The organism is Pseudomonas sp. JS3066 (assembly GCF_036328175.1).
Classification (GTDB): domain Bacteria; phylum Pseudomonadota; class Gammaproteobacteria; order Pseudomonadales; family Pseudomonadaceae; genus Metapseudomonas.
Genome location: NZ_CP143312.1, coordinates 3,493,951 through 3,507,595 on the forward strand (window position 1 = coordinate 3,493,951; position 13,645 = coordinate 3,507,595).

At 60.5% G+C, this 13,645-nt stretch carries 15 protein-coding genes; 2 read left to right on the top strand and 13 right to left on the bottom strand.

Annotated elements, in window-relative coordinates; all coding sequences use genetic code 11:
* Positions 1–220: 220 nt before the first annotated feature.
* Positions 221–1,876, top strand: a complete 1,656-nt coding sequence (locus SA496_RS16555) for an electron transfer flavoprotein-ubiquinone oxidoreductase (RefSeq protein ID WP_120650123.1) — start codon at positions 221–223, stop codon at positions 1,874–1,876.
* Positions 1,877–1,927: 51 nt separating this feature from the next.
* On the opposite strand, the gene SA496_RS16560 is transcribed toward SA496_RS16555, so the two are convergent.
* The 4 genes from SA496_RS16560 to SA496_RS16575 form a co-directional block, all read right to left on the bottom strand.
* Positions 1,928–2,497 carry a DUF1285 domain-containing protein gene (locus SA496_RS16560; RefSeq protein WP_153917518.1) on the bottom strand — a complete coding sequence of 190 codons (570 nt, stop codon included), beginning with the start codon at positions 2,495–2,497 and terminating at the stop codon, positions 1,928–1,930.
* 10 nt (positions 2,498–2,507) lie between these two features.
* On the bottom strand, positions 2,508–3,110 hold the full coding sequence (locus SA496_RS16565) for a DUF4823 domain-containing protein (protein ID WP_120650120.1): 603 nt from the start codon (positions 3,108–3,110) through the stop codon (positions 2,508–2,510).
* Positions 3,111–3,176: 66 nt separating this feature from the next.
* On the bottom strand, positions 3,177–4,145 hold the full coding sequence (locus tag SA496_RS16570; protein WP_330114154.1) for a GTP 3',8-cyclase MoaA: 969 nt from the start codon (positions 4,143–4,145) through the stop codon (positions 3,177–3,179).
* An 89-nt stretch (positions 4,146–4,234) separates the two neighbouring features.
* A complete protein-coding gene (locus SA496_RS16575; protein ID WP_004422328.1) occupies positions 4,235–4,873 on the bottom strand; it encodes a TetR/AcrR family transcriptional regulator in 639 nt (212 codons plus the stop codon).
* Between the two features lie 74 nt (positions 4,874–4,947).
* Between SA496_RS16575 and SA496_RS16580 the strand changes: the two genes are divergently transcribed.
* Complete coding sequence (locus SA496_RS16580; RefSeq protein ID WP_120650116.1) at positions 4,948–6,081, top strand: aminotransferase class V-fold PLP-dependent enzyme; 1,134 nt, start codon at positions 4,948–4,950, stop codon at positions 6,079–6,081.
* 247 nt (positions 6,082–6,328) lie between these two features.
* Here the strand turns inward: SA496_RS16580 and SA496_RS16585 are convergent, their stop codons facing one another.
* From SA496_RS16585 to fabG, 9 genes are all read right to left on the bottom strand, one after another.
* Positions 6,329–7,111 (bottom strand): TatD family hydrolase, encoded by a 783-nt coding sequence (locus SA496_RS16585; RefSeq protein WP_153917522.1) that lies wholly within the window; start codon positions 7,109–7,111, stop codon positions 6,329–6,331.
* Between the two features lie 66 nt (positions 7,112–7,177).
* Entirely contained in the window at positions 7,178–7,534 is a 357-nt protein-coding gene (locus SA496_RS16590; protein ID WP_028627861.1) for a PilZ domain-containing protein, read from the bottom strand.
* A gap of 35 nt (positions 7,535–7,569) precedes the next feature.
* Entirely contained in the window at positions 7,570–8,556 is a 987-nt protein-coding gene (locus SA496_RS16595; protein ID WP_330114155.1) for a DNA polymerase III subunit delta', read from the bottom strand.
* Positions 8,549–9,181 carry a dTMP kinase gene (tmk, locus tag SA496_RS16600; RefSeq protein WP_330114156.1) on the bottom strand — a complete coding sequence of 211 codons (633 nt, stop codon included), beginning with the start codon at positions 9,179–9,181 and terminating at the stop codon, positions 8,549–8,551. The genes SA496_RS16595 and tmk overlap by 8 nt, the downstream gene beginning before the upstream one ends.
* Before the next feature lie 13 nt (positions 9,182–9,194).
* Complete coding sequence (gene mltG, locus SA496_RS16605) at positions 9,195–10,232, bottom strand: endolytic transglycosylase MltG (protein ID WP_174235566.1); 1,038 nt, start codon at positions 10,230–10,232, stop codon at positions 9,195–9,197.
* Positions 10,233–10,235: 3 nt separating this feature from the next.
* Complete coding sequence (gene pabC / locus SA496_RS16610; protein ID WP_120650109.1) at positions 10,236–11,051, bottom strand: aminodeoxychorismate lyase; 816 nt, start codon at positions 11,049–11,051, stop codon at positions 10,236–10,238.
* Complete coding sequence (fabF, locus tag SA496_RS16615; RefSeq protein ID WP_120650107.1) at positions 11,051–12,295, bottom strand: beta-ketoacyl-ACP synthase II; 1,245 nt, start codon at positions 12,293–12,295, stop codon at positions 11,051–11,053. The genes pabC and fabF overlap by 1 nt, the downstream gene beginning before the upstream one ends.
* Before the next feature lie 169 nt (positions 12,296–12,464).
* Complete coding sequence (acpP, locus tag SA496_RS16620; RefSeq protein ID WP_016493661.1) at positions 12,465–12,701, bottom strand: acyl carrier protein; 237 nt, start codon at positions 12,699–12,701, stop codon at positions 12,465–12,467.
* A gap of 191 nt (positions 12,702–12,892) precedes the next feature.
* Positions 12,893–13,636: a 3-oxoacyl-ACP reductase FabG gene (gene fabG, locus SA496_RS16625; protein WP_120650106.1), complete on the bottom strand. Its 744-nt coding sequence runs from the start codon at positions 13,634–13,636 to the stop codon at positions 12,893–12,895.
* Positions 13,637–13,645 lie beyond the last annotated feature (9 nt).

The following is a 13,645-nucleotide window of genomic DNA, read 5'->3' on the forward strand; positions in this document are numbered from 1 at the left end:
GCAAAACCGCCCGTATCTTGACCGGATCGCCTATTCGGGTCAATACAGCAAAATGCCCCGTCATAAGGCGCAGAGCCTTATCCTATCAGGGCTTCACAAAATTCAAACAAACGTTTGTATTGGACCAGCCTTAGGTGCTGGATATAATGCGCCGGCTCAGGTCAGGGATCGAGCCTAGCCCTCCAACACAAAATATCGAAGAGCCTTGAGGAGATTGACTGTGGAACGCGAATACATGGAATTCGACGTCGTCATCGTCGGCGCCGGCCCCGCTGGCCTGTCCGCCGCGTGCCGACTGAAGCAGAAGGCCGCGGAAGCTGGTCAAGAGATCAGCGTATGCGTGGTCGAGAAGGGTTCCGAAGTCGGCGCCCACATCCTCTCTGGCGCCGTATTCGAACCGCGAGCCCTGAACGAACTCTTCCCTGACTGGAAAGACCTGGGCGCTCCGCTGAACACCCCGGTAGCCCGGGACGACATCTATATGCTCAAGGATGCCGAGTCCGCGATCAAGGTTCCCGGCCTCTTCGTGCCCAAGACCATGCACAACGAGGGCAACTATATCATTTCCCTGGGCAATCTCTGCCGTTGGCTGGCCCAACAGGCTGAAGGCCTGGGCGTGGAGATCTACCCGGGCTTTGCCGCCCAGGAAGCGTTGATCGACGAGAACGGTGTCGTTCGCGGCATCATCACCGGCGATCTCGGCGTGGACCGCGAAGGGCATCCGAAAGAGGGTTACTACACCCCTGGCATGGAACTGCGCGCGAAGTACACCTTGTTCGCCGAAGGCTGCCGTGGCCACATCGGCAAGCAATTGATCAAGAAGTACAACCTGGACTCCGAAGCCGACGCCCAGCACTACGGTATCGGCATCAAGGAAATCTGGGACATCGACCCGGCCAAGCACCAGCCCGGCCTGGTAGTTCACACCGCTGGCTGGCCGCTGAATGACGAGAACCCGGGCGGTTCCTTCCTCTATCACCTGGAAAACAACCAGGTCGTAGTGGGTCTGATCATCGACCTGTCCTACAGTAACCCCTTCCTCTCGCCGTTCGACGAGTTCCAGCGCTACAAGCATCACCCGGTCATCAAGCAGTACCTGGAAGGCGGCAAGCGCGTTGCCTATGGCGCCCGTGCCATTTGCAAAGGTGGCTTGAACTCGCTGCCGAAGATGGTCTTCCCGGGCGGCGCCCTGATCGGCTGCGACCTCGGCACCCTGAACTTCGCCAAGATCAAGGGCAGCCATACCGCTATGAAATCGGGCATGTTGGCCGCCGAGGCCGTTGCTGCTGCACTGGCCGCCGGCAAGGAAGGTGGTGACGAGCTCACCGGCTACGTCGATAGCTTCAAGTCCAGCTGGCTGTATGACGAGCTGTTCCGCAGCCGTAACTTCGGTGCTGCGATCCACAAGTTCGGCGCACTGGCGGGCGGTGCCTTCAACTACATCGACCAGAACTGGTTCGGCGGCAAGATCCCGGTAACCCTGCGCGACAACAAGCCCGACTACGCCTGCCTGAAGCCGGCCGCAGAGTCCAAGCGCATCGAGTATCCGAAGCCGGACGGCAAAATCAGCTTCGACAAGCTCAGCTCGGTATTCCTCTCCAACACCAACCACGAAGAGGAACAACCCTGCCACCTTAAGCTGGCCGACGCGAGCATCCCGATCGCCAAGAACCTTCCGCTGTACGACGAACCGGCGCAGCGCTACTGCCCGGCCGGCGTGTACGAAGTCGTGACTCAGGACGACGGCGCCAAGCGCTTCCAGATCAACGCCCAGAACTGCGTCCACTGCAAAACCTGCGATATCAAGGACCCGGCCCAGAACATCACCTGGGTTGCACCGGAAGGTACCGGCGGCCCGAACTACCCCAACATGTAAGCAGGCACGAAAAAGGCTCCTTAGGGAGCCTTTTTCATTTCCGTCTTCCGCCTAATCCGGCAATGGCCCGATGGAGAAGAATTCCCCACCACTCCAGACGCCCAGCCAAGTGATGCCATCGATCTCGCGCGGCTCGGCCAGATCCACCAACTCGTAGAAGACGTTGCGATGGATCAGCGCTTCCAGGTTTGTCCGTACAAGGACATAGGGAGACGGTTCTTGGGTTTGCGGGTCGAGCTCGACGCGTAGCGGATGGACAGCACCGGCTACTACCTCGTCGTCAACGTTGGTGACGAAGCGCAGCTTTTGCTCTTGCCCCGCCCCCTCTACCCTCAACTCGACCGCAACAAAAGGTGCGTCATCGACCTTAATGCCAACCTTCTCTACCGGAGTGACCAGGAAGTAGCCCTCGCCATCCCTGCGGATCACGCTGGAGAACAGCTTTACCATAGGCTTGCGTCCGATGGGCGTGCCCAGGTAGTACCAGGTGCCATCGCGAGCGATGCGCATGTCGATATCACCGCAAAACGGCGGGTTCCACAGATGAACGGGCGCACCGCCCGGTTTGTCGCCCAGGGGTATCTGCGCCAGCAAGTCACCGGCTTTGCCGGGATCGTTCATTTCAAACTCCTCAACGACTGAGACCGATCAGGCTGCGAGCATACTCCTCCAACGGTGCCCCGATCAGGTCTTCGGGTTTCTCGTCGTAAAACGTCAGAAAACCGCCACGATTGCGGATTCGGGCAGTATCCACCAGATAGCGTGTATTGGTCTCGATCAGCATCAGTTGGATCACGCCTCGGTCGCGGCCGAGCCGATCCAGCGCTTCCTCGTCTTCCCACTCTTCGACGGTACCGATGCGATCGTCGGCTCTGGCGAATCGCGCGTACAGCAAATAATGCGCCCCTACGGCACGCGCCTGGCCCATAGCCTCTTCCAGACCGGCAGGGCCTTTGGCACGACGCACCATGGGGAAATACTCGACGAAACCGTTGAAGGCCTCTTCAGCGACCACATTGGGTCGCGGATAGGCGGAACCGGGAGGGACGAAGTAGCCCTGGGCGATGTAGATGAAGGAGTCCGCCTGCAGGCGCCAGGGACTGGCGCGACGGGTTTCGCTGTGGTCCAGAAATCCGGCATCACTCAACTGTTCGCGGGTGCCTTCCGCCATGTCACTGACCTTCATGCAGCCCGCCAGGCCGAGAATCGCCAGCAACAGAATCATGCTACGCATCGTGTGTCCTCCAGGTGCCGGCGACGTAAAACCGACAGATGGAGAACCAATGCAGCTTCCGCGCCATCAACCGCCAATGATCTTCATCACTGTGACGCCACCAGAGAACGCAAGGTCCTGCTTGTCGGCCAGCGCCTTGACCAGCAACCGCTGCAAAGCAGGCAGCGCTTCGTGACGAGGCTTCTCCAGCAGATCGCCGACGTAATGACGATTGCTCGACGACAGGCAGCCGTGCAGCCAACCAGTAGAGGACAGACGCAGACGCGAGCAAGTCCGGCAGAAGGGTACGCTCTCGTTGGCGATCACACCGAAATGGCCCTCGCCCGGCACCCGATAACGCAGGGCAGTGGCATCCAACGGCGCGCTGGCCTGAACGAACTCGTGGGAAGTTCGGATCAATGCCAGCAGCTCTTCCAGGCCGACGAACTGCTGATGGAAACCGTTGGGGTCGCGGGCCAGGTGGCCCATGCGCATCAGCTCGATGAAACGAAGTTCGAAGCCCCGCTCCAGGCAATAGTCCAGCAGCGGCAATACCTGATCAAGGTTCTTGCCACGCAGGGGGACCATGTTGATCTTGATCTTCAGACCCGCCGCCTTCGCCTCGTCGAGCCCACGGAGAACTGTGGCCAGGTCGCCGCCACGGGCGATTTCACGAAACGCGCCAGCGTCGAGGGTATCGAGGGAGATGTTCAGACGGCGTATCCCGCAATCGAGCAGCAGGGGTAGCTTGCGGGACAACAGTTGGCCGTTGCTGGTCAGGCTTATGTCTTCAAGACCGAGTTTGCTGACTGCGCGGAGGAAAGGATCGAGCTTGGGACTGACAAGCGGCTCGCCGCCTGTGATACGCAGACGCTCGATGCCAGCCGCCTCGATGAGATAAGCCACGCCGCGCACCATAGCCTCGGCCGATAGCTCATCCTGAGCGGCTACCAGCCTCTTGCCGTCCGGCACGCAATAGGTACAGGCGTAATTACAGGCGGCGGTCAGGCTGATTCGCAGATTGCGGAAACGCCTGCCTTGGCGGTCGACGATCATGGGACGCTCCGGCATTTGGTACACCGGAGTATATCCCTGCGGTTGGCCCGGCACATATCCGGGACCGCGTTATAGGCGCTCTGAATGCGTCAGCCGGCGGGCGACTCGCTTTCGCGCTTGCGCTTGTTGCCCATGCGTACGCCGATGTCCATCAGGAACTGGAAGAAGCCTTCCTGATCCTCCAGGACATTGCTCCAGAACGGCGAGTGGTAGAGCGCGACGGCGCCATGCACCAAGGCCCAGGCGGCGCAATAGTGGAAGTACGGCGGTACGTCTTCCAGTTTACCTTCGGCGATGCGGCCCTTGATCAGCAGAGTCAGGCGCTCGAAGTTGGACGCGCGGATCTTGTGCAGCTGCTCGACCATCTCCGGCACCTGGCTGTTCTTCACCACCTTTTCTTCAAGGCGGTCGAACAAGCGATAGCGCTGAGGGTCGCGCATGCGGAACTCGAAGTAGGCGCGCGACAGCGCTTCCTTGTCGCGATCCACGTCTGCCGAATGGAACAACGCATTCAGGTCACGCTCGTAGTCGAGCATCAAGCGCAGATAGATTTCTGCCTTGGACTTGAAGTGCTTGTAGATGGTGCCTTTGCCGATACCCACTGCGTCAGCGATCATCTCGACGGTAACGCTGTCTTCACCCTCTTCCAGGAAGAGCTTGAGGGCGGTGTCGAGAATTTCCTGCTCGCGGCGGCGGAACTCACGGACTTTACGGGGTTCTTTCTGCATAAAGGGACTGTGGGGTCAAAAATCAAGCCGCGTATTATGCCTATCTGGCGTAAAAATGCACGGATCATCCGACTATGAGCTTATTGCAAGATGAGTTTGCCCACGCCGATGGGCTCCGCTATCTCAACCATGCTGCGGTTGCGCCCTGGCCCAAACGCGCGACTCGTGCGGTCCAGAGCTTTGCCGAAGAGAACTGGCGACTCGGTGCAAGGGATTATCCGGACTGGCTCACCGTGGAGCGTCGCCTCCGAGAACGCCTGGTCAGACTATTGAACTCACCGACCACGGCTGATCTTGCACTGGTCAAGAATACATCGGAAGCGCTGTCTTTCGTTGCCTTTGGTCTGGACTGGGCAGCGGGTGATCAGGTCGTCATCAGTGATCAGGAGTTCCCTTCCAACCGCGTCGTCTGGGAAGCCCTGAAACGCTACGGCGTGGAAACCGTCCAGGTGTCGCTGGAAGGAGCCGATCCAGAAGGCGCGCTGCTCGCCGCATGCGGCCCGCGCACCAGGCTGCTCTCGATAAGCGCCGTGCAATACGCCAGCGGACTCCGCCTGAATCTGCACCGACTCGGCCATGAATGCCGCCGGCATGGCGTGCTTTTCTGCGTCGACGCCATCCAGCAGTTGGGTGCCCTGCCCTTCGACGTCCAGGCCATTGATTGCGCCTTCGCCATGGCCGACGGTCACAAGTGGATGCTCGGACCTGAAGGACTCGGGGTTTTCTATTGCCGTAGCGATCTACGTGAACAACTGAAGCTCCATGAGTACGGCTGGCACATGCTTGAGCATCCCGGTGACTACGAGCGCGTCGACTGGGAGCCGTCCCGCACCGCGCGACGTTTCGAGTGTGGTAGTCCCAACATGCTCGGCGCGATGGCGCTGGAAGCGAGTCTGTCGTTGCTGGAAGAGGTAGGCATGGAGCAGGTTGCTGTGGCGATTGCCGAGCGCGTGCAATGGTTGCAGGACGGATTGGCGAATATCCCCGGCACGCAGCTGTTGAGCCCACTGAACCCAATGCGCCGCGCGGGCATCCTCAGTTTCCGCCTGGACGGCTGGGACAACCAGAGGCTGTTCGAACGGCTCCGCGCCGAGCAGGTGGTCTGCGCCCAGCGTGGAGGTGGAATCCGTTTCTCGCCGCACTTTTACACCGAACCTCGTGTAATAGACGAGACGCTTGCGCTCTTACGCCAGATGGCAGACGCATGAGGACTCAGCCGGTCCCGGTGTATTCCAAATAGGTTTAAGAAACGCCACCGTGCTGTCTGGACGCATGGGGATATTGACCGATACTTCTCTTACTGGCGTGCGGCATCTCCCCCCAAGTGCCCAGCCAGTCGAGGAACCGTGGATCGCGTTCCTTTGTTTTACTCCTAATGGTCTTGACCCGGATTCATCCCCCAGAACCCGGGTTTTTTTTGTGCGCGACTTTTTCCGACCGTCTTCCAGAAGCCTTTCAACCACGCCGTGCGAGAGGGAACAGACGCAGATAGTTTTCGCTGGTCTGCTCTGCGAATGTTTCGAATGGAACCCCGCGCAAGTCAGCCAGAAACTCCGCCACCTCACGTACGTATTCCGGCAGATTGGGCTTGCCACGGTATGGCACGGGCGCGAGATAAGGCGAATCAGTTTCCACCAGCAGGCGATCCGCCGGGACCTGAAGCGCAACTTCTCGCAACGCGCTGGCATTGCGGAAGGTGACGATACCAGACAGAGAAATGTAGAAGCCGAGATCCAGTGCGGCACGCGCCATGTCCCAATCTTCGGTAAAGCAATGCAACACGCCAGCCTGCGGCAGCGCCGCCTCACGCAATAGCGCAAGGGTATCGGCGCGAGCTTCGCGAGTGTGCACAATCACTGGTTTGCCGGTGACTTTCGCGGCCTCCAGATGCAGACGGAAAGCTTGCTGCTGAAGCTCGGCGGCGTCGGGTTCGTAGTGATAATCCAGGCCTGTCTCGCCGATAGCCACGACCCGCGGGTGCTCCAGCTCGCCCAGCAACCACTCCAGCGCCGGGGAGTCGCCGGGCTGCAAATCAAGAGGGTGAACACCAACCGAGCAATGCACGTCATCGTAGCGCTCGGCCACGGACTTCACGGCGGCGGCGTTGTCGGCACTCACCCCGATGCAGAGGAACTGAGAGACACCACGGGCACGGGCGGCGTCGAGAGCGGCGTCAAGGGATCCACCGTGAGCGCCCAGATCGAGGCGGTCCAGATGGCAATGGGAGTCGATCAGCATGGTCAGGCTCCAGGCGCAGGCGCCAAGCTTCAAGCCTGTCGCTTTCAGCCCGGGCCCGGCGGCCGGTTACATCGTATGGGTGGGACGGTCGGACTTGAGTGCGCCGGCGAGATAGGTCTCGATCTTGTTGCGCGCGCCACTGTCGCCATCATTGAACTGGACGCCAATGCCCGCTGCGCGGTTGCCCTGGGCGCCCTTGGGAGTGATCCAGACCACTTTGCCAGCGACTGGAATCTTCTCCTGCTCATCCATCAGGTTGAGCAGCATGAATACTTCATCGCCGAGCTTGTAGGTCTTGTTGGTCGGAATGAACAGGCCACCGTTCTTGATGAATGGCATGTAGGCGGCATACAGCACGGACTTGTCCTTGATGGTCAAGGACAGAATCCCGTTACGCGGGCCCAGGTTCGGCGGCAGGCTCATACGGTTTTCCTGACAAGCTGGTTCAGCCACCGATTCTAGCCCGGCCCGGGTAGGCTTGCCCACTGGACCAGAAGAGCTTCGAGAAGCAAGACACGGTTGAGGTTGGCCTTGTTGAGGACTTTCTGACGTTGTTGCAGCAGCCAGTCCTGCATCGCCAAGACCTTCTGTTGTGGGGCCTTGTCCGCCAGGTACTGAACCACCTTGCGCATATCGTTGAGCCCAAGCCCCGCTTCGTCACGAGTGAGCTGGTAGCGCAGCATCAGTTGCGCCCAATCGCAAAACCAGTCGAACAACAGCGGTAAAGGCACAGCGTTCCAGCCTTCTGCCAATTGGCTGGCACCCAGCTGGTGCTTGAGCAGCTTCTTCACCCCATCCACAACTTCGGCACGCTGGGAACGTACACCTTGCCCTTCCAGACGTAGCGCCGAAAGCGGAGAGCCACCGGCAAGCACCAGCAGCTCCCTCAATTCCTCCGGTGGCGCATCAGGCAATGCCGAATCCAGCCAAGCCAGGCTCTGCGCCTCACTGGGCAATGGGCAGGCCTGCTGTACGCATCGGCTCTTGATGGTCGGCAGCAATCGGCTGGGCTGGTGGCTGATCAACAGTAGAACGGTATCGCCGGAGGGTTCCTCCAGGCTTTTGAGCAGTGCATTGGAGGCGTTGAGGTTCATCGACTCGGCCGGCTCCACCAGCACCACCTTGCGCCCACCTAGCTGCGCGGTCTGGACAACGAATCCCACCAGCTCGCGAACCTGGTCAACGCGGATCGCCTTGTCCGCTTCCTCCGGTTCGAGTACGAACGCGTCAGGATGTGTACTGGCCGCCAGCAGCATGCAAGCCTTGCATTGGCCGCATGCGTCGAGCCCGGCAGGGCTCTGGCACAGGAGGCGCGCCATCAGGCGCTCGGCTAGGGCGCGCTTGCCAATACCGGATGGTCCATGCAGCAGATAGGCGTGGGCATGACGCGGACGGCCTGCCAACTGCTGCCAGATCGCTGTTTGCCAGGGATAGGCGTCAGCCATTGCAGCGCACCAGCAAATCGGGAAGCAACTTATCGAGGTTGGCCTGGACTTCCGCCAGCGACAGCGACGCGTCGACTACCTTGTACCGCTCCGCAGCGGCCTGAGCGCGCTGCAGGTAGGTTTGCCGAACGGCTTCGAAGAAGCTGCGCTGTTCCTGCTCGAAACGATCCAGGCGGCCACGGGCGGCAGCCCTGCTCAAGCCGATTTCCACCGGCAGGTCGAAAACCAGAGTCAGGTCCGGACGCAGGTCACCCTGGACGAAGTTTTCCAGCAAGGCGATACGCTCACTGGACAGGCCACGACCACCGCCCTGATAGGCATAGGTAGCATCGGTGAAACGGTCGCAGAGCACCACCGCACCACGCGCCAGAGCCGGCTTGATCAAACCTTCCAGATGCTGGGCACGAGCCGCGAACACCAGCAGCAGTTCGGTGTCGACGCCCATGGCTTCTTCGCTGGGGGTCAGCAAGAGTTCGCGGATACGCTCAGCAAGCGGCGTACCACCTGGCTCACGAGTCAGTACGACCTCAACGCCATGGCTGCGCAGGCGCTCTGCAAGATACTCGCGATTGGTGCTTTTTCCGGCGCCTTCCGGGCCTTCCAATGTGATGAACAGACCGCTCACTGGGTGTCCTTATTCATTGCGGGGTCGGGCTGGAGCGGTAGTCGCTGCGGCGCTTCATTTGGAAGTCACGCACGGCCTGGTTGTGCTCGCCCAGGGTCTCGGAGAATACATGGCTACCATCGCCTCGGGCGACGAAATAGAGGCTCTTTCCTGCCGCGGGATGCAGCGCGGCATGAATGGCTTCACGCCCGGCGAGAGCAATGGGGGTTGGCGGCAGACCGCTGATGACATAGGTGTTGTAAGGCGTCGCCTCGCGCAGGTGGTCGCGGGTCAGGTTGCCGTTGTAGCGCTCGCCCAGGCCATAGATGACAGTCGGGTCGGTCTGCAGCAGCATGCCGCTGTTCAGGCGGCGCACGAACACGCCGGCAATCTGCCCGCGCTCAGTGGGAACGCCGGTTTCCTTCTCCACCAGGGACGCCATGATCAGCGCCTGGTAGGGGTCGTTATAGGGCAATCGGTCCGCCCGCTTGCTCCACTCCTCGGCGAGCACCTGGTCGAGACGATCCCGCGCCTGTTTCAGCAGGTCGATGTCGCGGGTGCCGCGCACGTAACGATAGGTATCAGGGAAAAAGCGGCCTTCCGGGTACTCGCCGGGGCGCCCGAGTCGAGCCATAACTTCAGCGTCACTGACATCGACCAGCGTTTGCTCCAGCTTGGCCTGTTTGGCCAAGGCCGCACGGACCTGACGGAAGTTCCAGCCTTCCACCAGCGTCAGGCTGTACTGCACCACATCACCTTGTTGCCACAGTGCCAGCAGGTCGGCGGCGCGCATTCCCGGCGTCAGTCGATACTCGCCACTGTGCAGGGACTCGTTGGCTAGATTGAAGCGCCAGTATTGGCGTAGCCAGAACGCATTGTTAAGAACCCCTTCCGCTTCCAGCCGGTTGAGCAGGCCACCGGGCGTGGCTCCAGTTGGTACTTCCAGCATCCGCTCGGCGGAGATGTTCAGGGGTTGCTCGAGGGTGACGCGCTGCTGCCAGCCGGCAAAGGCTACCAGCAGACCAGCAAGGAGCAGGCCTGCTTCCAGCATCAGCAGGAATTTGCGTATCACGTATCAGATATCCAGTAGATCGCGGGCGATGGCCTGAAGTTTACGGGTCAGCGGCCCGACCGGCCAGTGATGCGCTGTTACAGAACGCACCGGCCAGATACCGAAAAGGCTGTTGCAGAGGAAAACCTCATCCGCTTGGAGAAACTCGTCGTAGTCAACATCCCGCACTTCGGCCTGGAGGCCTTCGGCCTTGGCGCTGTCCAGTAGTGCAGCTCGCATGACACCCGCGACCCCACAACGAGAGAGATCAGCGGTGACGAGCGCGCCTTTACGCACCATGAAAAGGTTACTGAACACACCTTCGATCACACGACCAGACAGGTCGCGCATCAAGCCTTCGGCGTGCTGAGCATCCTGCCACTCGGCACGGGCCAAGACCTGCTCCAGCCGGTTGAGGTGCTTGAGGCCAGCCAGCAGAGGCTGCTCGGCAAGACGAGTGGCGCAGGGAAAGAGCCGGACCCCCTGCTCCGCATTGCCCGCAGGGTAAGCCGGAAAGGCAGCACTCTGCAGAATCCGCCGGGGCAAGGCTACAGGCGGCGGAGCATAGCCACGCAAACCCTCGCCACGAGTGACTATCAGTTTGGCGACGCCTTCGCCCAACCCGGCCGAGAAGGTCATCAACTCCGTGCGCATCAACTGCAGGTCAAGAGGAATACGCAGGCGTCGGCAGCCGTCAGCGAGCCGCGCCATGTGGTACTCGAGAAGCGGAGGGCGACCGCCACGCACGGCGATGGTCTCGAATAGCCCATCGCCGTAGGCCAGACCGCGATCCTTGATGGACAGCGATTCGGCTGGGTGGCCGTCAACCCAATTCGGCATCAGCCCGCGAACCGGCGGAACACCAGGGAACCGTTGGTGCCACCAAAGCCGAAGGAGTTGGAGAGAACGACATCGATGGGCATGGACCGCGCTTCGTGTGGCACGAAGTCGAGGTCGCAACCTTCGTCCGGCTCGTCCAGGTTGATAGTCGGCGGCGCCACCTGATCGCGCAAAGCGAGGATACTGAAGATCGCTTCCACGGCACCGGCCGCACCCAGCAAATGGCCAGTCATGGACTTGGTGGAACTGACTGCCAGCTTGTAGGCATGCTCACCGAACACCGACTTGAGCGCCATGGCTTCGGCCACGTCACCGGCCGGAGTCGAGGTACCGTGGGCGTTCACGTACTGCACCTGATCGGCATTCAAGCCAGCATCGCGCAGGGCGTTGCTCATGCAACGTGCAGCACCGGCGCCATCTTCCGGCGGCGAAGTCATGTGATAAGCGTCGCCACTCATCCCGAAGCCGATCAGCTCGGCGTAGATAGTCGCACCACGGGCCTTCGCATGCTCCAACTCTTCAAGCACTAGCGCACCGGCGCCGTCGGAAAGCACGAAACCGTCGCGCCCTTTGTCCCAGGGACGGCTGGCACGGGTCGGGTCGTCGTTGCGAGTCGACAGCGCGCGAGCTGCGCCGAAACCACCCAGACCCAGGCCACAGGCAGCCATTTCAGAACCACCTGCGACCATCACGTCCGCCTCGCCGTAGGCGATGTTACGTGCGGCCATGCCGATGCAGTGGGTGCCAGTCGTACAGGCGGTGGCAATGGCGTAGTTCGGCCCCTGGATACCCAGGTGGATCGACAAGAAACCGGACACCATGTTGATGATCGAACCCGGCACGAAGAACGGCGAGATACGGCGCGGTCCTTGCTCATGCAGGGATTTGCAGTTGTTCTCGATGTTCGTCAGGCCGCCAATCCCGGAGCCCATGGCCACGCCAATACGCTCACGATTGGCATCGGTAACTTCGAGACCGGAGTCACGCACGGCCTGGAAGCTCGCGGCAAGACCGTACTGGATGAACAGGTCGAGCTTGCGCGCCTCTTTGGCCGACAGGTACTCCTCGACATTGAACCCCTTGACCGAACCACCGAAGCGAGTGGAATAGGCGGACAGATCCATATGTTCGATAAGGCCAATGCCACTGCGGCCAGCCAGAATTCCCTGCCAGGTGCTCGATACATCGGTACCCAGCGGCGACAGCATGCCAAGGCCAGTGACCACGACGCGTCTACGCGACACAGCGATCTCCTTCTTCAATCTCTACACGGCGGTTGATTCGGATAAACAGACTGTTGAAAAGCCCGGCAAGTAACGCGCAAACCGCAGATTTTCAACAATCGGCTTAAAGAAAAGCCGCACGCCCAATCGGGTCGTGCGGCTTTTCCGCGTCGGGGAACCGACGACTACATTACTGCGCGTGGGCGTTGATGTAGTCGATGGCTTCCTGAACGGTGGTGATCTTCTCGGCTTGCTCGTCCGGGATCTCGGTCTCGAATTCCTCTTCCAGAGCCATCACCAGCTCAACGGTGTCAAGGGAATCGGCGCCCAGGTCTTCAACGAAGGAAGCGCTGTTGGTGACTTCGTCTTCTTTGACGCCCAGTTGCTCGGCGACGATTTTCTTGACGCGTTCTTCGATGGTGCTCATACCTTGTTTTCACTCCTATGGAAAAATCCGTGCAGCTGGGGCTGCAGTGTATAGAAAGGGTTTTCCGCATTTCAAGCAGAACGCCTGAACCCCTTCAGGATCGCCGCAACGAAATGTCTATAACCCGACTGCACTTATATAGCGAATTCTAGACAGCCCATATGACATCTTCCTGAAGGGATTCGTCACATTCAGCTCATGTACATACCGCCATTGACCGGAACGGTAGCACCGGTGACATAGGCAGCGCCGTCGGAAGCGAGGAATCCCACCACCTTGGCGATCTCTTCGGCCTGGCCCAGGCGACCCAACGGGATCTGGGTCAGCAGCGCATCGCGCTGGGCTTCCGGCAACTCACGGGTCATGTCGGTGTCGATGAAACCAGGAGCTACCGCATTGACGGTGATCGCACGGGAACCGACTTCACGCGCCAGGGCGCGACTGAAACCTTCCAGGCCAGCCTTGGCGGCTGCGTAGTTGGTCTGGCCGGCATTGCCCATGGCGCCTACCACCGAGCCAATGTTGATGATGCGCCCCCAGCGAGCCTTGGTCATGCCACGCAGGACGGCCTTGGACAGGCGATACAGGCTGTTGAGGTTGGTGTTGATGACGTCGAACCATTCGTCGTCTTTCATACGCAGCATCAGGTTGTCACGGGTGATGCCGGCGTTGTTCACCAGGATCAGCGGCTGCCCCAGGTGCTGCTGGATGTGCTCCAGGGTACTGGCGACCGACTCATCATTGCTGACGTCCAGAACCAGACCGGCACCTTCGATTCCGTTGTCCTTGAGGAATTCGGCGATACGCTCGGCACCGGAAGAGGAAGTCGCAGTGCCGATCACCACGGCGCCCTGACGGCCCAGTTCGAGGGCGATAGCCTGGCCAATGCCGCGGCTCGCACCGGTGACCAATGCCACCTTACCTTGCAGACTCATAGGTCTTCT